We start from the raw sequence: 18,781 nt of genomic DNA, 5'->3' as shown, positions 1-18,781 counted from the left end.
GCGTCCCGCCCTGGATCAGCCGGACGCCGAGCGAGCCCGCGCCGTGCACGCGCGCGTTGGTGACGCGGTCGCGGACGAGCAGCTGCGCGGTGTCGGCGAGGGTGTGCGGGGTCCAGGGGTGGGAGGCGGACGGCGGGGGGTGCGGGGTCCAGTCGGACGTGCTCCTGCCTGCTACGTGGATGTCGCCGGGGTGGGGGACCTGGACGGGGGCCGCCGGGGGCGGGGAGTCGTCGGGGTCCTCGGGGCTGGGACGGTCACGCGGGCCGAATCTCACGGTGTCGATCCTGCGCTCTCTTCAAGATCATCGGCAAGGTCGGCCGCCGAAGAGGGAGGTGCAGAGGGGTTCCAGGCGGTCGCGGTCGCCGGCGGTGAGGGCGGGGCCCGGGTCCAGCCGGAGCCGGACGGAGACCTCGTGGCGCAGCGGGTCGTCCGCGCCCTGGGCGGCGGCGATGTCCTGGAGGCCGACGGAGACGGTCTCGGGGATGTCGACGGTGAGGGGCTGCTCGCCGGCGGGCAGCGCGTCCAGCCACAGGTCGAGGACGCGGCGGGCCAGGCCGTTCAGGAGCCGGCCCCAGGGTTCGACCAGGTCGGACGGGACGTTCTCGGTCTGCAGTTCGGGGAGGCCGAACCGGGCCAGGCCCTTGGTGGTGACGAAGAAGCCGTCCGGGCCGGACGTGTGCGGGAGGAGCATCCAGTCGGTGAGCCGGACGGCGCCGTCCGGGCCGGGCAGCGAACGGGCCAGGTGGGCGGGCGTGAGGACCTGCGGGGTGAAGACGTCGACGACCGGGGAGCCGGTGGCGGTGCCGAGGGCGCCGGCGACGGCGCGGGACGCCCATTCGTGCGCGGGCGGGCGGCCCGGCCGGTAGGCGGCGCGGACGGCGATCACGAAAGGGGCGGACGAGACGGCCTCCAGCGAGGACGCGGCGGCGCCGTAGGCGGCGAGGAGGTCGGCGGGCAGCGGCGGGAAGTCGGCCGCGGGACGCTGGTCGAGGGTCAGCATCGGGCTGCCGAGCATGCCGAGGACGAGGTCGCGGAGCGGCGGCGCGGTGTGCCGCGCCACGTGGTCGCGGACGAGGGCCCCGGGGTCGGCGATCGGTTCGGCGAGCGCCACGGCGTAGGTTCCGTAGAGGGTCTCCGGAACGGGCAGCGTCAGATTCTCACCCAAACTCGTCCCCCGCAGGTAGTCGGCACCCTTCGATCAGAGCCGATGGGGACGTCGGAAAGTATCTGGCGGCACCGAGACATTTACCTCCCGAACCAGCGAGGCGGACCCACGATCAGCGCGGCAGCCACTGCTCGACCCACACGATCTTGCCCGTGTCGGTGCGGTGCGTGCCCCAGCGGGCGGCGAGATGGCTGACGAGCTGGAGCCCCCGGCCCGACTCGTCGGTGGCCTCGGCGTACCGGAGGTGCGGCAGGTCCATGCCGTCGTCGTGGACCTCGCACAGCAGCGTCCCGCCCTTGATCAGCCGGACGCCGAGCGAGCCCGCGCCGTGCACGAGCGCGTTGGTGACGAGTTCGCTGACGAGCAGCTGCGCGGTGTCGGCGAGGGCGTCCAGCCCCCAGCCGGCGAGCCGCGCGGCGACCTGCGCGCGGATCCACGGGACGCTGGCCGGCTCGGGTTCGAGCTCCCAGGTGACGACCTCGTCCTTGGGGATGCCGTCGAACCCGACCGCGACGATGGCGATGTCGTCGGCGGGGGTGCCGGCGGCGAGCGTGTCGAGCAGGTCGTCGCAGGTGCCGTCGAGGTCGGCGGACGCGCCGGCGAGCCGTCCGCGCAGCTCCTCCAGGCCCTCCTCGATGTCGCGGTCGCGGCGTTCGAGCAGCCCGTCGGTGCACAGGACGAGCTGCGACCCGTCCTCGACCTCGACCTCCATCGTGCGGAACGGCTCGCCGCCCACCCCGATCGGCACGCCGGGCGGGACGGGCAGCACGCGGCTCGCGCCGTCCGCCGCGACGAGGACGGGCGGGACGTGCCCGGCGTTGGCGAACGTGCAGCGCCGCTCGACCGGGTCGTACACCGCGTACAGGCAGGTGGCGAGGTAGTCCTCGCCGAGCCGGCGGGCGAGCCCGTCGAGCTGGCGGAGCAGCCGGTCGGGCCGCATGTCCTCGGTGGCGAGGGTGCGGACGGCGGTGCGCAGCTGCCCCATGATCGCGGCGGAGGTGAGGCCGTGCCCCATCACGTCGCCGACGACGAGGCCGAGCCGGCAGCCGGGCAGCGGGATGGCGTCGAACCAGTCGCCGCCGACCTGGGCGGCCTGCTCGGCGGGCCGGTAGCGGTAGCGGACGCGGGCCCCGGCGACGTCCGGCGGGTCGTCGGGGAGCATGCTGCGCTGCAGTTCCTCGGCGACCTGGACCTCGCGCCGGTACAGCCGCCCGTTGTCGATGCACAGCGCGGCGCGGCGGGCGAGCTCGTCCACCATGGCGAGGTCGAGATCGCCGAACCCGGGCCGGTCGGGCTTGCGCAGCAGTTTGAACGTGCCGAGCACCCGGCCGCGCGCGATCAGCGGGACGACCAGCAGCGCGCGCCCGGTGAACAGGGCGCTCAGGTCGCGGTCGCCGAACGCGGCGGCGAGCCGGGCGGCCTGCGCGGGGGCGACGCGCCGGATGTGCACGGGGCGCCCGGTCCGCATGGCCTGGACGAACGGCGTCCCGGACGGGAGGAACAGCGCCTCGCCCTCGGGGACGGCCTCGTCCCAGCGTCCGGGGTCGTCGTTGTGGGCGACGGCGACGCGGCGCATCGGCGTGGTCTCGTCGACCTCGACGGCGGGCGGGGCGGAGTCGGCGACGACGCGTTCGAGCAGTTCGACGGCGGCGAAGTCGGCGAGCCGCGGGACGAGGACCTCGGCGAGCGTCCGGGCGGCCTGCAGGTGGTCGAGCGAGCTGCCGATCTGCTCGCCGGCCTCGCTGAGGTAGGTGAGGGGCTCCCAGGAGGCGGGGACGTCCCGGTGGGCGGGCCGGGGCCGCCGGGCGGCCGCGGGCCGGGGCCGCGGGACGGACGGCTCCGCGCCGGTGTGCGGGACGACCGGCAGCCGGATCGTCAGGCCGAGCGAGACCGCCGGGCAGCCGAGGGCGAGCACCCGCGAGCCGATCTTCTCGGCCGCGGCCGGGCCGAGGGCGGGCAGCAGTTCGGCGAGCCGTCCGGCGAACGGGGCGGCGAACGAGTCCGGCAGGTCGCCGGACGGCGCGGTGAGCGCGGGCTCGACCCGCAGCAGCCGGGCGCTGGCCGGGCGGCGGGCCGCGCCGTCGCCGCAGCCGCGGCCGTCCGGCGGGGCGAGCAGCAGGTCGCCGATGGTGACGCCGATCCCGTGCCGGCGGAGCCGGCGCAGGTCGGCGGCCAGCGCCAGGACGCTGACGCCGTTCTCGCCGGGCGTCCCGCCGATCGGGTAGACCCACCAGCCGACCTCGACCGGCTCGCCGTTGTCGACGCGCGGCAGCGTGCAGGCGCCGCACCAGACGTGCCCGAAGGTCTCCGGCTCGAAGGCGCCCCGGTGCTCGCGGGGCAGCCGCAGCAGCGCGGAGGGCGGACGGCCCAGGGCGCGGGGCGGCCCGACGCCGAAGAGCCCGGCGGCGGTGTCGTCCCAGTGGCTGATCCGGCCTCGTTCGTCCAGCGTGATGGCGGCCATCTTCGCCACCCCCAGCAGGTCTGTGATGACCATGCGGTCCCCCTCCTCGGACGGCGACGTCCGAAGCGTCCGGCAACGCCCGGTGAGGGGGACGTTACATCGAGTGAGCGGAGCGCGCTGGGACAATCCGAAATTGCATCGGGTGAGTGCTCACTCACGCCCGGTCCGGGTGCTAACGTCCACGGCGGAAGGGAAGGTGACGCGGGTTGGCAGCACGCGGGTTGGCAGCACGGACGGCGCCGATGCGCGAGCGGATCCTGGCCGCGGCCGTCGCGGTGATCCGGGAGCGCGGGATCGTGGCCGCGACGACCAAGGAGATCGCGCGCAGCGCGGGCGTCTCCGAGGGCAGTCTCTACAACCATTTCGCGAACAAGACGGCGCTGTTCGCGGCGGCTCTCGCAGAGGTCACGGGAACGGCGCGGACGGCGATGGCGGCGCTCGCCGGTTCCGCCGGCCAGAACACCGTGGAGCAGAACCTCGTCCGGCTGGCCGCCGACATGGTCCGCTTCTACGGCGAGCTACTGCCGATGACGGGGCCCGTCCTAGCCGACCCTGAGCTGATCGCCTGGTTGCGTGACAACGGCCCCGTGAAAGCACAGAACGAGGCCGCAGCCAAGGCGCGCGCGCGGACCAGAGGTGGCCAGGACGACGGCACGCCGCTCCCTGGAGCGCCAGGCGGTCCCCCGGCAGGTCCTTCCGGGGGCGCGACGGCCGGTCCGCTGATGGGCCATTCCGCCCTGATCGGCTACCTGGAGGCGGAGCAGCGCGCCGGACGGCTCGGGGCGGACGCTCCGCTCCCGTTCATCGCGGCGGCCCTGCTGGGAGGCTGCCAGCAGCACGCCTTCCTGACGCGGCTCGCCGGTCCGGAGGCGGTGGCCGCGGGGGCGGGGCTCCCGGCGGCGCCGGAGGAGTTCGCGGCGCGGCTCGTCCGCGCGGTGCTGGCCGGGCATCAACCGGCACAGTGACCTAATGCGGGCATAGGGCAACTTTTGCCCCGTTGACACCCTTTGCCCCCCGGCAGACGATCACGCAACCCCCGTCGTGACCCCTGCCAGGGAGGGCGCAATGTCGCGCACGCTGTTCCGGCCTCCGAGACTCACACTCAGCAGATCCCCCAGGAGACTCACCCCCGTCCTCGCCGCGGCCGCGCTCGTGGTCGGAGCGCTCGTCGCGGCGCCCGCCCACGCCGCCCCGGCGCCGCCCCCGTCCGGCGCGGCCGTGGGCGTCTACACCGCCGACCTGACCGCCGACCAGGTGAAGGTCCTGAACGGCCGCGCGCTCGACCGGGAGGACGTCCGCTTCTCCAAGAGCGCGCAGAAGGACCGCGTCCACGTCGAGGCCGTCCTGAGCGGCACGGAGGCGGGCGCGCTCAACGCGCAGGGCCTCGGCCTCACCGCGAAGAAGGCCGCCCGGCCGCGCGCGAAGGCCGCCGCGCAGAACGTCTTCCGCCCCTACAGCGGCCCCGGCAACATCCGCGAGGAACTGCTCAAGGTCGCCTCCGACCACCCGTCCATCGCGAAGGCCGTGGACATCGGCACGTCCGTCACCGGCCAGCCGATCACCGCCGTCCGCGTCGCGGGCGGGGAGCGGCGCGGGCACGGCAAGCGCCCGGTGGTCGTCTACCAGGCCGCGCAGCACGCCCGCGAGTGGATCACCCCGGAGATGGTCCGCCGGCTGCTGCACCACTACGTCGACGGATACGGCACGGACGCCGCCCTCACCGGGATCGTCGACACGACGGAGCTGTGGTTCATCCCGGTCGTCAACGTCGACGGCTACGACCTGACGTTCCAGGACGGCTTCCGCCTCTGGCGCAAGAACGTGCGCGACAACAACGGCGACGGCCAGATCACCGGCGCGGACGGCATCGACCTCAACCGCAACTTCCCCTACAAGTGGGGCTACGACAACGAGGGCTCGTCGGAGCTGCCGGCCGGCCAGACCTACCGCGGCGCGTCGCCGGCGTCCGAGCCCGAGACGCGGGCGCAGCTGAGCCTGTACGAGCGGGTCCGCCCGACCTACCTGGTCAACTACCACTCGGCGGCGCAGCTGCTGCTGCACGGCGTGGGCTGGCAGGCCCTCACCCGCAGCCCGGACGACGTGATCCACGACGCGCTGCTCGGCGACATCGACCACCCGGCCGTCCCCGGCTACACGCCCGAGCTGGGCGCCCAGCTCTACACGACGAACGGCGACACCGACGGCCAGGTCGACAACGAGTACGGCACCCTCTCGATCACCCCGGAGATGGCGACCTGCACGACCGCCGCCAACGAGGACCCGGACGACGCCTGGGAGCCCGGCGACTGCGGCAGCGACTTCGAGTTCCCCGACGACGAGGCGCTCATCCAGCGCGAATTCCAGAAGAACCTGCCGTTCGCGCTGTCGATCGGCGAGTCCGCGCGCACGCCGGACGAGCCCGTCTCGTCCGTGGGACGCACCGCGCCCGACTTCGAGACCGACGCGTTCAGCACGTCCTACGGCGCGTCCCAGGAGGTCGCGGCCGTGATCCGCAGGTCGCTGCGGGACAAGGAGCTGCGCTACCGGATCAACGGCGGCCGGACGCGGCGCGCGCACGTCCGCGAATGGCGCGGCGGCGAACGGTTCGGACGTGACAACAAGATCTACTACGCCGAGTACCGCGGCACGATCGGGCAGCGGCCCGGCGACAGGGTCGAGGCGTGGTTCACCGGTAGGAACGGCCGCAAGCAGGTGGAGAGCGAGCACTTCACCTACACCGTCCGCGACCAGCGCAAGGCGGACGTCCTGATCGTCGCGGACGAGGACTACACCGGCGTCAACCCGTCCTATCCCGCGAAGGCGCCGCGCTACACGGGGCAGTACGCCGACCTCGTCAAGGCGGCGGGCCACCGGCCGCTCGTCTGGGACATCGACAAGGACGGGGTCCCGCACGACCTCGGCGTCCTGAAGCACTTCAAGGCCGTCGTCTGGTACCTCGGCGACAACCGCCTCACCCAGGACGCGGCCGACGACCCCGTGCGGACCTACATCGGCGACGCCCCCGACTCGCAGGTTGCCGACCGTGAGAAGGACCTCGTCCTCTCCGTCCGCTCCTACCTCAACGAGGGCGGCAAACTCCTCCACACCGGCGAGACGACCGGCTACTACGGCCCGATCAGCAGGCTGAACGGCGGCGGCATCTACTACGGCCTGAAGGGACACCCCGAGAAGCCCTGCGTGGTCACCGGCAACTTCCGGGACGACTGCGAACTGCTCTCCGACGACTTCTTCCAGTACTACCTGGGCGCCTACGACAGGCAGCGCGTCGGAGCACCCACGGGCTTCACAGGGACGAAGACCCCCTTCGACGGGATCACGTCCAAGGTCACCGGCACCGCGACCAACCCGCTGAACGAGGCGGGCGGATTCCAGGTCACCTCGACCGTCCTGCCCAAGGCCGACTTCCCGCAGTTCACCAGCTGGAAGGCCGGCGACTACACCGGGGCGGCCGCGCCCACCGAGCCCGTCGAGGGCCAGTGGTACGTCGCCGGCCCCCACCAGGACGGCGCCTACCGCCGCCTGACCCGCACGATCGACCTCTCGGCGATCACCGCGGCGCAGGCCCCGGCCCTGCAGGCCCAGCTCTCCTACAGCACCGAGACGGGCTTCGACAACATCATCGTCGAGGCGCACACCGCCGGCGCCGAGGACTGGACCACGCTGCCCGACAAGAACGGCCGGACGAGCACCACCGTCCCGGAACAGTGCGAGCAGGGTTACTACCTGGACATGCACCCGTTCCTCGGTCATTACCTCACCGGGGGCAACCCCTGCGGCAACACCGGCACGTCCGGTCAGTGGAACGCCTTCACGGGCAACTCCAACGGCTGGGTCCCCGCCGCGTTCGACCTGTCCGCCTACGCGGGCAAGAAGATCGAGGTGTCGATCTCCTACGTGAGCGACCCCGCCACCGGCGGAACCGGCCTCTTCATCGACGACACGAAACTCGCCACCTCCGCCGGCCAGGCCGACGCCGAAGGCTTCGAAACGGGCCTCGGCCCCTGGACGGTCCAAGGCGCCCCCGCCGGCAGCCCCGGCAACGCCACCGAGTACGTCCGCGCCCAAGCCCTGATCGACTCCGTGTCCTCCGTGGCCACCGACGACACCGTCCTCCTGGGCTTCGGCCTGGAACAGTCCCCCGACGCCCGGACCCTGCTGACCAGAGCCCTCGACCACCTGCTCGACTGACACGCCCGAGAACGTGGCCCCCGTCCCGGCCCCCGCCGGACGGGGGCCACGCCTGTGTGATGAGCAACACGCCGGTCAAGGCAACCTTTTGGCCCCTTCCAGGCGTCTTACAGGACAGGAAGACCACCGGCGGATGGTAAAGCGCCCGCTCGAGCACAGCCCGCGACGTCCCGCAGCACACGGGGTCGCCCTGGCATCGCCGACCCGCGCAGGACCCCGGCCCACTCTCCATGCGAGGCCGGGTTCCCTCCGAACCCGCCGGGAACGGTGGCACGTACCACTCAACGGGGGGCGGCTCGTCCGCCCGGTCCGCGCGTGCCCCCGACCACGCGCCATGCAACCGGCCCTCGACCGGGGCCCTACCCACGGGGAGCGACGATGACCGCTGTCACCACGCCTGTCCGAGACAACGGCCGCGACGCCGGCCGCGCGAAGCGGAACATCACCAGCACCGAGAGCGCCCAGCGCTACGAGCGCGACGTCCTGCCGCTCGCCGACCCGCTCTACGCGAGCGCCGTCCGGATGACCCGCAACACCGCGGACGCCGAAGACCTCGTCCAGGAGACCCTCGCCAAGGCCTACGTGAACTTCCACCAGTTCCAGGAGGGCACGAACCTCAAGGCCTGGCTGCACCGGATCCTCACCAACAACTTCATCAACACCTACCGCAAGAAGCAGCGCGAGCCCCAGCGCGCCGGCTCCGAAGAACTCGAAGAGTGGCAGCTCGCGCAGACCGAGGCGTCCTCCTCCGGCTTCCGGTCCGCCGAATCCGAAGCACTGGACCGCATCCCCGACACCGACGTCATCGCCGCGCTGCGCGCCCTGCCCAAGGACTTCCGGGACGCCGTCTACCTCGCCGACGTCGAGGGCTACCCCTACAAGGAGATCGCCCAGCTGATGGGCACCCCCATCGGCACGGTCATGTCCCGCCTGCACCGCGGCCGCAAGCAGCTCCGCGAATCCCTCGCCGACCACCGCCGCGCGGCCCACATCCTGGCGGCGTAGTTATTTCTTCGCCCTCGGCGTCAGGCGCTGGCGCGCCCTCCTTCAACGGCCGAAGCGGCGATCGCTCTGTTCATTGCATCGCCCTCGGCGTCAGGCGCTGGCGCGCCCTCCTTCAACGGGCGAAGCGGCGATCGCTGCATCGCTTCGGCTCGCCTAGCGGCTCGCTGCGCGATCAGGTTTCTCGCGGGCTCGAAACCTGCCTTCGGTCGCGATCGCAACGCTGAGGTCGTTGCCGGCTCAGGTTACGGACGTGTGCCTTTTGGGTAGCGCGAGGTGGGCTTGGGCGGCCCCGGTTGGGGCGCGGGGTGGGCTTGGCGGGCTTGGTTGGGGCGTTCGGCTCTGGTCGGCGCACGATTGGCTTCGAACCTTCGTCTGGGGCCTTGTGGCCTTCGGGCGGGTATGGCGTGATCCCGCAGCTGCCCCGTGGCTGCGGGATCACTTGTTTTTCATGCACTCAGCGTGGCGATTCCATTACACTTAGCCAAGGTCCTCCCCTCGACCTTCCGGAGTCGCCATGTCGAACCTCCTCACCGGGGTCATCGCGGGTGCGGTGATCGCTCTCGTGCCGGCCGTCCCCTCGGGTTCGGGGACGTCGCTGCGGCTCACGCTCGCGCATCCGGACCGTGCCGCGTCCGGGAGCAGGGCCGTCACGCTGCGCTGCGAGCCGCCGGGCGGCGGCCATCCCGAGGCGGCGCGGGCCTGCCTGGAGCTCGCCGGGTCGGGCGGGGAGTTCGCCCACCCGGCGGACGGGCGGATGTGCGCCGCCGTCCACGCTCCGGTCATCGCCCGCGCGGACGGGCGATGGCGCGGCAAGACCGTCCGGTTCCGGGCCGAATACGGCAACGACTGCGCCATGCGGTCGCGGACCGGTGTCCTTTTCGCGTTCTGAACGCCTAGAACATGACGAAACGATGACCAGAGCCGGAACTGTCCGAATAGGCACGCCGACTGCGGGTAGGGCGCGCACACGGGCGACGCGAGCCGCCGGCGATTCGGGAGGATGTGCGCGCGATGCCACCAAGAGTCAGCGACGTGATGACGGCGGCCCCCCTGTCCCTGCCGCTCGACGCGACGCTGTACGAGGCGGCCCGCGTGATGCGGGACGAGGGCATCGGCGACGTGCTCGTCACCTACGCCGGACGGCTGTGCGGCGTGGTGACCGACCGCGACATCGTGGTCCGGGCGGTGGCGGAGAGCCGCGACACCTCGCTCACCCCGCTCGGCGACGTGTGCACGGCCGAGCTGACGACCGTCCGCCCCGAGGACGACACCGGGACCGTGGCGCGGCTGATGTGCGAGCAGGCCGTCCGGCGGCTCCCCGTCGTGGACGCCGAGCAGCGCCCGGTGGGCATCGTGTCCATCGGCGACCTGGCGGTGGCCAACGGAGACGTCGGGCCGCTCAGCGAGATCAGCAAGGCGCCGCCCAACAACTAGCCTCCGGCGGTCGGGAACGACCGCCCATGAGGCACCGGGCCGCGGCGCGCCGCGGCAGCCGTCCGGCCAGGATAATCTCGGAGAGGTGACACCCACGGAGACGGTACTGACCGACCAGCTCGCGCTGGAGATCGCCCGCCTGGGCATGGTCGGGGAGTCGTCCGACGTCGGCACCCTGCACCGGGTGACCGAGCTGGCCGCGCGCGCCGTCCCCGGCTGCGCGGGCGCGGCGAGCGTGCGGTGGGCGCTGCCCCGGGCGGCCGCAGCCGACCCCGGCTCGGCATGGCCGCCGGCCGGCACCGTCCCCGGCCCCGAGGGGCCCGTCGAGGTCGGGACGACGGAGGAGCCCCGTCCCGAGCCGCTGGCGACGGCCGCGAGCCATCCCGATCTCGCCGAGGTGACCGACCGGCAGCTGTCCCGGGGGCACGGCCCGGTCTTCGACGTGGTGCGCGAGCGCCGGGTGCTGACGGCCGACGACATCCTCGCCGAGACCCGCTGGCCCGAGTCGATGTCGGACATGCTGCGCCGCGGCGTGCGCTGCTTCACCATGACGCCGCACGTCAACCCGCCCGTCCTGGTCACGCTGACGCTGTACGGGGTGACCCCGAAGTCGCTCGGGCACGGCCGGCACGCGCTGGCGTCCCTGCTGATCGCGCAGGGCACCGCCGCGGTCTCCAACAGCCAGCAGTACGACGACGTGCACCGGACCGCCGTCCAGCTGCAGGAGGCCGTCGAGGCACGCGCGATCGTCGACCAGGCGAAGGGCATTCTGATGCATGCGCTGGGGTGCGACGCCGACGAGGCGTTCGCCGAGATGCGCCGGATATCACAGACGCGTCATGTGAAGCTGACCGCGCTCGCGCAGCGTATCGTCGGTCATCAGGGCCTTCCTTAGGCCGCGCTTACAGACGCACCCGGGTGATGCGAATAGGCTGCTCGGAGCGGCCCCGCGGATCGTGGCCCGGTCCGGTCCAGGGCGGGAGCCGAGCTGGTTCCACCGTGTGACGCGGATGAGAGGGAGACCAGATGCACGATCAGCCCGACCAGCTCGAACCCGAGACCCTGCTGCGCGAGATCTCGGATCTCGAAGGGCGTATCGGCGAGCTGCGCCAGGCCGCCGGCGTCCCGGAACCGGACCTGCGCGCCACCCTGGACGCGGCGCTGGTCGAGCTCGAACTGGCGCTGACCGTGCTGCGGACGATGGGCGGTGAGCAGACCGGCGAGCCGGGCGGATCGGCGGCGGCGGAGAACGAGCGCCGGGTGCTGCGCACGGTCTTCCAGGACGCCCCCGTCCCGCTGTTCCTGCTCGACCGGACGACGAGCGTCCGCCGCGTCAACCGGCAGGCGGCGATGCTGCTCGGCACCTCGTCCGGGTACGTGTCGGGCAAGCAGTTCACGGCGTTCTGCGACATGGCGACCCGCGCGGCGGTGCGGTCGCAGCTGGCCGCCGTGGTCCGGACGGGGCGGCGCCGCCTCGTCAACGTCCGCTTCCTCGGCCGCGACCGGCCCGTCGACGCCGTGGTGACGCTGGCCCGCGTGTGGATCCGCGGCGAACCCGACCCGATGGTCGTGGTGGCCGCCGGCCCGACGACCACGCCCACCGACGACGGCGCCCGCAAAGGGCCGGCGCGGACGGCGCAGGGCGGCGCGCCGGCCGACGACGAGGCCGTCGCCACCATCGTCCACCGGATGGACGTGCTCGCCACCGCGAGCGAGCTGCTGCTCGACGAGCCCGTCTTCAACGAGACGGTCGCGGTCCGGCGCTGCGCCCGGCTGCTCACCGCCGAGCTGGCCGACTGGGCGTTCATCGACCTGACCGGGCCGAACGGCGGCGGCCCCGGCGGGCCGCTGCAGGGCGGCATCCACGCGGCGGGCGCGGCTCCGGAGCTGCGCCGCCAGGTGGTGATGGGCCCGGAGGACGAGTATTCCGTCGAGGCCGCGCGGATGCTGGAGGAGGTCGAGCCCGCGGAGGGCACGCTCCCGCACACCGTGTTCGTCACCCGGCAGAGCGCGCTGCGGCCGCACGTGGAGAACCTCGACGTGCTCGGCGTCTGCCCGGACGGGCAGCCCGTCTGCGGCAAGATCGGCACGACGTCGGTGCTGAGCGTCCCCATCGAGGACGGCGACCGCGCCATCGGAACGATCACGCTGGCGGCGAGCGGCGAGTACGGCCCGTTCGACCTGATGGACCTCGGGGTCGTGCAGCGGCTCGGCCGGTACCTGGCGCTGGTGATCCGGGCGGCGCGGCTGTACCGGCGGCGCGCCGAGGTCGCCGACACGCTCCAGGCGGGGCTGCTGCCGAAGCGGCTGCCCGCGATCCCGGGCGTGCGGGTGGCCGCCAAGTACCTGACGTCGACGCACGGTTCGGACGTGGGCGGCGACTTCTACGACGTGTTCCGCACGGAGAACGGCTGGGGCCTCGTCCTCGGCGACGTGTGCGGCAAGGGCGAGGACGCGGCGGCGGTGACGGCGACGGCGCGGCACTGCGTCCGGCTGGCGTCGCGGTGGAAGGCGTCCCCGGGCGACGTCCTCGGCGTCGTGAACGAGGCGCTGCTGGACGAGGACCGGTTCGTCACCGCGGTGATGGCGGGGCTGACGCTGGAGACCGAGCGGATCATCGTCTCGCTGGGCACCGCGGGGCACCCGCCGGCGATCGTGGTGCGCGCCGACGGGGTGATCAGGACGGCGTCCCGGGGCGGCGTCCCGCTCGGCCTCTTCGAGGACTTCGAGGCCGGGCTGGACACGATCGACCTCTCCGTCGGCGACACGCTGATCCTGCACTCGGACGGCGTCCTCGAGGCGTGCGACATGATGCGGCAGGAATTCGGCCAGGAGCGCCTGCTGGAGGCGCTCGCCGGGCACGCCGGCGACACGCCCGAGGGGATGCTGGCCGGGGTGGAGCGGGCGCTGCTCGACTACTGCGACGGCGACCTGCGCGACGACGTGTCGATGCTCGCGCTGCGCGTGGAGACGCCGACACTCGGCTAGGACCCCGAGGTGGGGCGAAATGTCGGGATGATGATCGTCCGTCGGGGTAGATCGGCTTCATGACCGTTGATCCCGCGGACAAGCCCCGTAACGAGACCGAGCACGAGCGGCTCGACCGGCAGCTGATGGAGCTTCTCCAGGGGTTCCGGGTGGCGACGACCGGAGTGCAGGTGCTCTTCGCGTTCCTGCTGACCGTCCCGTTCTCCGCCGGTTTCGACAAGGTCGACGGCGCCGGGACGGTGCTGTTCTACCTCGCGCTGTTCGGGGCGGCGACGGCGTCCATCTGCTTCATCGCCCCCGCGTTCCAGCACCGGATCCTGTTCCGGCTCGGGCAGAAACCGCTGCTGATCAAGCGCGCCAACCAGTACGGGATCGCGGGCGCGTTCGCGCTGGCGATCTCGATCACCTCGGCGACGATGCTGATCGTCGATTCGCTGTCGGAGCGGACGCTCCCGGTCGTCCTCACGGCGGCGGGCGTCCTCGGGCTGGCCGGGTGGGTGTGGTTCGTCCAGCCGTACCTCACGCGGATGACGGCGAACGCCCGCGCGACCAAGGACTCCTGATCGACCAAGGACTCCTGACCGCGCGGGACCGGTCCGTCAGTACGCCCTGCCGAAGATGATCCGCTTGCCGTAGGCGGACGGCCGCCCGCACTTGACGCAGGCGCCGGACTCCTCGGGCGCGTCCGCCGGGATGACCCGCGGGGTCGCGGCGGTGTCGGCCTTGATCGTGTCCTCGCACTCGGTCCCGCCGCAGTGGAACGCGCGGGCCCAGCCGGTGGCGACCTGCGCGGCGAACGCGTCCCACGTGTCGACGGCGGCGGTGTTGTCGTCGCGGAACCGCTCGGCCCTGGCGAGGAGGAACGCCTGGAAGTCGGCGAGCATGCCGGGCAGCAGCTCGGCCACCTTGTCGAGGGGGATCTGCTCCTTGCCCTGGCCCTCGACGGTCGGGAGCCGCCGGACGACGGTCGCGACGCCGGCCTCGATGTCGCGCTTGCCCAGCTCGATGCGGATCGGGACGCCGCGCATCTCCCACTCGTTGAACTTGAAGCCGGGCGACAGCTGCGGGCGGTTGTCGTCGACGTGCACGCGGACGCCCGTCGCCTTGATCGCCGCGCCCAGCCTGCGCGCCTCCGCCGCGGCCTGCTCGCCCTGCTCCTTGCGCCCGATCGGGACGATCACGACCTGGTAGGGGGCGAGGCGCGGCGGCAGGACGAGCCCCTTGTCGTCGCCGTGCGTCATGACCACGCCGCCGATCATGCGGGTGCTCATGCCCCAGGACGTGGTGTGGGCGTGCGTGAGCTTGCCCGCCTCGTCCTGGTACTGGATCTCGAACGCCTTGGCGAAGTTGGTGCCGAGGTAGTGCGAGGTGCCGGACTGGAGCGCCCGGCCGTCCCGCATCATGACCTCGATCGTGTAGGTGCGGACGGCTCCGGCGAACCGCTCGCCCGGCGTCTTCTCCCCCGCGACGACCGGCATCGCGGCGAGGTCGCGGGCGACGTCGGCGTAGGCGTCCAGCGCCCACATCGTCTCGCGCATCGCGTCGTCCTCGTCGATGTGCGCGGTGTGGCCCTCCTGCCAGAGGAACTCGGTCGTGCGCAGGAACATCCGGGGCCGCATCTCCCACCGGACGACGTTCGCCCACTGGTTCAGCAGCAGCGGCAGGTCGCGGTGGGAGTCGATCCACTTGGCCATGTACTCGCCGATGACGGTCTCGGACGTGGGCCGCACGATCAGCGGCTCCTCCAGGTCCTTGCCGCCCGCGTGGGTGACGACCGCCAGCTCCGGCGAGAAGCCCTCGACGTGCTCGGCCTCCCGTTTGAGGTAGGACTCCGGGATCAGCATCGGGAAGCACGCGTTGTCGTGCCCCGCGTCCTTGATCCGCCGGTCCAGGTCGGCCTGGAGCAGCTCCCACATCCGGTAACCGTACGGTCGGATGACCATCGTGCCGCGAACCGGGCCACGGTCGACGAGCTGGGCCTGCAGGACCACCTCGTTGTACCAGGCGGAGAAATCCTCGCTCTGCGGCGTCACACCTTCTCGACTCACGGTCAACAAGGGTACTGACCATCGGCGCCGGTCTGGGCACCTTCGCTACCCTCGCGGGATGCGCTGGTCCCAGATGTTCGCTCCCACGCTCCGCGAGGACCCCGCCGAGGCGGACGCGCCGAGCCACCGCCTGCTGCTCCGGGCGGGCTTCGTCCGGCAGCTGACCGCCGGCCACTACTCGCTGCTGCCGCTGGCCGTGCGCGTCCGCTCGAAGATCATCGGGATCGTCCGCGCGGAGATGGACGCGATCGGGGCGCAGGAGATGCTGCTGCCCGCGCTGCACCCGGCGGAGCCGTGGCGGCGGTCGGGCCGCTGGGAGCTGATGGGCCAGGAGATGTTCCGGCTCCGCGACCGGCGCGGCGCCGACCTCGCCCTCGGCATGACGCACGAGGAGATCTTCGCGACGGTCGCCCGCGAGCTGAGCTCCTACAAGCAACTGCCGCAGCAGTGGTACCAGTTCCAGACCAAGTTCCGGGACGAGCCGCGCCCCAAGGGCGGCCTCATGCGGACCCGCGAGTTCACCATGAAGGACGCCTACAGCTTCGACATCGACCGTCCCGGCCTGGACGCGTCGTTCGAGTCCTACCACGGCGCCTACACGCGGATCTTCGCCCGGCTGGGGCTGCCGGCGCTGGCGTGCGAGGCGTCCAGCGGGACGATGGGCGGCTCCGGCTCGACGGAGTTCATGTGCCCGGCCGACGTCGGCGAGGACCTGGTCGCCCGCTCCCCGGCCTGCGGGTACGCGGCGAACATCGAGCGGGCGACGTCGGCGCTGCCGCCCGCGTCCGACGGCCCCGGCCTCGCGTCGCCCGAGCGTTTCGACACGCCCGGCGTCCGCACCATCGAGGACCTCCTCGCCTACGGCGCGCCCGGCGACCGGCAGGTCAAGACGCTCGTCTACCTCCTGGACGGGACGCCGACGCTCGTCCTGCTGCGCGGCGACCACCCGCTGAACGAGCAGAAGCTGGTGGACGCGACGGGCGCGGCCGAGATCCGCCCCGCCGAGCCGGCCGAGATCCAGGCGGCGCTGGGCGCGCTCCCCGGCAGCCTCGGCGCGGTCGGCGCGGCGCTCCCCGTGATCGCCGACGAGGCGCTGCGCGGCCGCCGCGGCATGTTCACCGGCGCGAACACCGACGACGTCCACCTGCGCGGCGTCGACGTCGACCGCGACATCGAGGTGGGCCTGTGGGCGGACCTGCGCGAGGTCGCCGCCGGGGAGCCCTGCGTCCGCTGCGGCGAACCGCTGGAGATCGTGCGGGCGATCGAGGTCGGGCACATCTTCAAGCTCGGCGACCGCTACGCCCGCGCGCTCGGCGTCGAGGTCCTGGACCCGGACGGCAGGCTCGTCCCGGTGGTCATGGGCAGCTACGGGATCGGCGTCGAGCGCGCGATGGCCGCGATCGTCGAGACCCACCACGACGAGCGCGGCATCGTCTGGCCGGTGTCCGTGGCCCCGTTCGAGGTCGTGGTCGTCGCGGCCCAGTCCGACGACGCCGAGGTGGCGCGGGCGGCCGAGGACGTCTACGCCGCGCTCGGGTCGGCGGGGGCCGAGGTCGTGATCGACGACCGTCCCGAGCGGGCGGGCGTCAAGTTCCGCGACGCGGAGCTGACCGGCATCCCGTTCCGCGTGACGATCGGCCGGCGCGGCCTGGCCGAGGGCGTCGCGGAGGTCACCGCCCGCGCCACCGGCGAGACGTCCAAGATCGCCCTGGACGGGGTCGCCGCGCACGTCGGGTCGCTGCTCGCGAAAACCCGTTGACGCCCGCGTCCTCCCTTCCGGAGACTCGGTGGGTCATCGAGGGGGAACCGTGGGACACGTCGAAGTCGGCCATATCGGCCATGTGCTGCCGGACGGCCGGAGGCTGCTGGACGACGTCTCCTTCCGTGTCGGCGAAGGCGTCACGGCCGCCCTCGTCGGCCCGAACGGCGCGGGCAAGACGACGCTCCTGCGCCTGATCGCCGGGGATCTCGCGCCCCAGTCCGGGACGGTGGGGCACAGCGGCGGCATCGGCGTGATGCGCCAGTTCGTCGGCAGCGTGCGGGACGACTCGTCCGTCCACGACCTGCTGCTGTCCCTGGCCCCGCCCCGTGTCCGCGAGGCGGCGGCCGCCGTGGAGTCGGCCGAGCTGGCGATGATGGAGCGCGACGACGAGCCCACGCAGCTCCGCTACGCCACGGCCCTCACGGGCTGGGGCGACGCGGGCGGGTACGAGATCGAGGTGCTCTGGGACGCCTGCTGCGTCGCGGCCCTCGGCGTCTCCTACGACGGGTGCCGCTGGCGCGAGGTGCGCACCCTCTCCGGCGGAGAGCAGAAACGCCTGGCGCTCGAAGCCCTCCTTCGCGGCCCCGACGAGGTCCTCCTCCTGGACGAGCCCGACAACTACCTCGACGTCCCGGGCAAGCGGTGGCTCGAAGAGCGGCTCCGGGAGACGCCCAAGACCGTCCTGCTGGTCTCCCACGACCGTGAACTCCTCGACCGCGCCGCCGACCGGATCGTCACCGTCGAGGCGTCCCGCGTCTGGATCCACGGCGGCCGCTTCGCCACCTATGCCGCCGCCCGCCGCGACCGCAACGAGCGGCTGGAGGAACTGCGCCGCCGCTGGGACGAGGAGCACGCGAAGCTCAAGGAGCTCGTCAACACCCTGCGGAACAAGGCGGCCTTCAACGACGGCCTCGCGTCCCGCTACCAGGCCGCCCAGACCCGCCTGCGCAAGTTCGAGGAGGCGGGCCCGCCGGAGATCCCGCCCCGCGACCAGAACCTCACGATGCGCCTGCGCGGCGGCCGGACCGGCAAACGCGCGGTGATCTGCGAGAACCTCGAACTGACCGGCCTGATGAAGCCCTTCGACACCGAGGTCTGGTACGGCGAGCGCGTCGCGGTCCTCGGCTCCAACGGCTCCGGCAAGTCGCACTTCCTGCGCCTCCTCACGGCCGTCGCCGAGGCGCTCCCGCGCGGCGCGACCCCGGCGAGGCCCGTCGCCCACACCGGTGTCGCGCGGCTGGGCGCCCGCGTCGTCCCCGGCCTCTTCGCGCAGACCCACGCGCGCCCCGACCTGGCCGGACGCACAGCGTGCGAGATCGTCATGACCGAGCACGCGCGCCTCCGCAACGACGCCATGAGCGCCCTGAGCCGCTACGAGCTGAACGTCTGCGCCGAGCAGCCCTTCGAGACGCTCTCCGGCGGCCAGCAGGCGCGCCTGCAGATCCTGCTCCTGGAGCTCGGCGGCGCCACGCTCCTCCTCCTGGACGAGCCGACCGACAACCTCGACCTGGCCAGCGCCGAAGCCCTGCAGGAGGGCCTGGAGTCCTACGAGGGCACGGTCGTCTCCGTGACCCACGACCGCTGGTTCGCCCGCGCCTTCGACCGCCACCTCATCTTCGGCTCCGACGGCACCGTCTACGAGTCCCCCGACCCCGTCTGGGACGAGACCCGGGTGTCCCGCCCCCGCTGACCGGGGACGGGCGGCCGCC

Annotated in this window: 14 protein-coding genes; 10 read left to right on the top strand and 4 right to left on the bottom strand. The window is 72.8% G+C overall.

Annotated elements, in window-relative coordinates; genetic code table 11:
- The 3 genes from ACA511_RS39330 to ACA511_RS39320 form a co-directional block, all read right to left on the bottom strand.
- On the bottom strand, positions 1 to 274 hold a 274-nt coding region (locus tag ACA511_RS39330; protein ID WP_375029839.1), incomplete at its 3' end, for a hypothetical protein.
- 27 nt (positions 275 to 301) lie between these two features.
- A complete protein-coding gene (locus ACA511_RS39325; RefSeq protein ID WP_375029838.1) occupies positions 302 to 1,165 on the bottom strand; it encodes a hypothetical protein in 864 nt (287 codons plus the stop codon).
- A 112-nt stretch (positions 1,166 to 1,277) separates the two neighbouring features.
- Positions 1,278 to 3,659 (bottom strand): SpoIIE family protein phosphatase, encoded by a 2,382-nt coding sequence (locus ACA511_RS39320; protein WP_375029837.1) that lies wholly within the window; start codon positions 3,657 to 3,659, stop codon positions 1,278 to 1,280.
- A 209-nt stretch (positions 3,660 to 3,868) separates the two neighbouring features.
- Here ACA511_RS39320 and ACA511_RS39315 point away from each other — a divergent pair, with 209 nt between their 5' ends.
- From ACA511_RS39315 to ACA511_RS39280, 8 genes are all read left to right on the top strand, one after another.
- On the top strand, positions 3,869 to 4,591 hold the full coding sequence (locus ACA511_RS39315) for a TetR/AcrR family transcriptional regulator (protein ID WP_375029836.1): 723 nt from the start codon (positions 3,869 to 3,871) through the stop codon (positions 4,589 to 4,591).
- A 100-nt stretch (positions 4,592 to 4,691) separates the two neighbouring features.
- Positions 4,692 to 7,835 carry a M14 family zinc carboxypeptidase gene (locus tag ACA511_RS39310; RefSeq protein ID WP_375029835.1) on the top strand — a complete coding sequence of 1,048 codons (3,144 nt, stop codon included), beginning with the start codon at positions 4,692 to 4,694 and terminating at the stop codon, positions 7,833 to 7,835.
- A gap of 378 nt (positions 7,836 to 8,213) precedes the next feature.
- Positions 8,214 to 8,840 carry a sigma-70 family RNA polymerase sigma factor gene (locus ACA511_RS39305; protein WP_375029834.1) on the top strand — a complete coding sequence of 209 codons (627 nt, stop codon included), beginning with the start codon at positions 8,214 to 8,216 and terminating at the stop codon, positions 8,838 to 8,840.
- A 514-nt stretch (positions 8,841 to 9,354) separates the two neighbouring features.
- Positions 9,355 to 9,729 carry an SSI family serine proteinase inhibitor gene (locus ACA511_RS39300; RefSeq protein WP_375029833.1) on the top strand — a complete coding sequence of 125 codons (375 nt, stop codon included), beginning with the start codon at positions 9,355 to 9,357 and terminating at the stop codon, positions 9,727 to 9,729.
- A 122-nt stretch (positions 9,730 to 9,851) separates the two neighbouring features.
- A complete protein-coding gene (locus ACA511_RS39295; protein ID WP_375029832.1) occupies positions 9,852 to 10,274 on the top strand; it encodes a CBS domain-containing protein in 423 nt (140 codons plus the stop codon).
- A gap of 85 nt (positions 10,275 to 10,359) precedes the next feature.
- A complete protein-coding gene (locus tag ACA511_RS39290; protein ID WP_375029831.1) occupies positions 10,360 to 11,169 on the top strand; it encodes an ANTAR domain-containing protein in 810 nt (269 codons plus the stop codon).
- A 131-nt stretch (positions 11,170 to 11,300) separates the two neighbouring features.
- Positions 11,301 to 13,262, top strand: a complete 1,962-nt coding sequence (locus ACA511_RS39285; protein ID WP_375029830.1) for a SpoIIE family protein phosphatase — start codon at positions 11,301 to 11,303, stop codon at positions 13,260 to 13,262.
- 59 nt (positions 13,263 to 13,321) lie between these two features.
- Positions 13,322 to 13,825, top strand: coding sequence for a DUF6328 family protein (locus ACA511_RS39280; protein ID WP_375029829.1), 504 nt, complete (start codon positions 13,322 to 13,324; stop codon positions 13,823 to 13,825).
- Positions 13,826 to 13,861: 36 nt separating this feature from the next.
- On the opposite strand, the gene proS is transcribed toward ACA511_RS39280, so the two are convergent.
- A complete protein-coding gene (gene proS, locus ACA511_RS39275) occupies positions 13,862 to 15,310 on the bottom strand; it encodes a proline--tRNA ligase (protein ID WP_375029828.1) in 1,449 nt (482 codons plus the stop codon).
- Between the two features lie 58 nt (positions 15,311 to 15,368).
- Between proS and ACA511_RS39270 the strand changes: the two genes are divergently transcribed.
- Both ACA511_RS39270 and ACA511_RS39265 read left to right on the top strand, forming a co-directional pair.
- The gene (locus ACA511_RS39270) at positions 15,369 to 17,069 is read left to right on the top strand and encodes a proline--tRNA ligase (RefSeq protein ID WP_375029827.1); all 1,701 of its coding nucleotides are present in this window, start codon (positions 15,369 to 15,371) and stop codon (positions 17,067 to 17,069) included.
- A gap of 49 nt (positions 17,070 to 17,118) precedes the next feature.
- The gene (locus tag ACA511_RS39265) at positions 17,119 to 18,762 is read left to right on the top strand and encodes an ABC-F family ATP-binding cassette domain-containing protein (RefSeq protein WP_375029826.1); all 1,644 of its coding nucleotides are present in this window, start codon (positions 17,119 to 17,121) and stop codon (positions 18,760 to 18,762) included.
- The last annotated feature ends 19 nt before the right edge of the window (positions 18,763 to 18,781 follow it).

This window comes from Actinomadura sp. GTD37 (assembly GCF_041951365.1).
Classification (GTDB): Bacteria; Actinomycetota; Actinomycetes; order Streptosporangiales; family Streptosporangiaceae; genus Spirillospora.
Note: the sequence above shows the minus strand (reverse complement) of the source record. Positions and strands in the feature narration are given on the sequence as shown.

Excerpts from the sequence above, each read along its gene's own strand:
- ACA511_RS39320 (WP_375029837.1), bottom strand. The coding sequence starts at position 3,659 with ATGGTCATCACAGACCTGCTGGGGGTGGCGAAGATGGCCGCCATCACG.
- ACA511_RS39315 (WP_375029836.1), top strand. The coding sequence starts at position 3,869 with ATGCGCGAGCGGATCCTGGCCGCGGCCGTCGCGGTGATCCGGGAGCGC.
- ACA511_RS39310 (WP_375029835.1), top strand. The coding sequence starts at position 4,692 with ATGTCGCGCACGCTGTTCCGGCCTCCGAGACTCACACTCAGCAGATCC.
- ACA511_RS39305 (WP_375029834.1), top strand. The coding sequence starts at position 8,214 with ATGACCGCTGTCACCACGCCTGTCCGAGACAACGGCCGCGACGCCGGC.
- ACA511_RS39300 (WP_375029833.1), top strand. The coding sequence starts at position 9,355 with ATGTCGAACCTCCTCACCGGGGTCATCGCGGGTGCGGTGATCGCTCTC.
- ACA511_RS39295 (WP_375029832.1), top strand. The coding sequence starts at position 9,852 with ATGCCACCAAGAGTCAGCGACGTGATGACGGCGGCCCCCCTGTCCCTG.
- ACA511_RS39285 (WP_375029830.1), top strand. The coding sequence starts at position 11,301 with ATGCACGATCAGCCCGACCAGCTCGAACCCGAGACCCTGCTGCGCGAG.
- ACA511_RS39280 (WP_375029829.1), top strand. The coding sequence starts at position 13,322 with ATGACCGTTGATCCCGCGGACAAGCCCCGTAACGAGACCGAGCACGAG.
- ACA511_RS39270 (WP_375029827.1), top strand. The coding sequence starts at position 15,369 with ATGCGCTGGTCCCAGATGTTCGCTCCCACGCTCCGCGAGGACCCCGCC.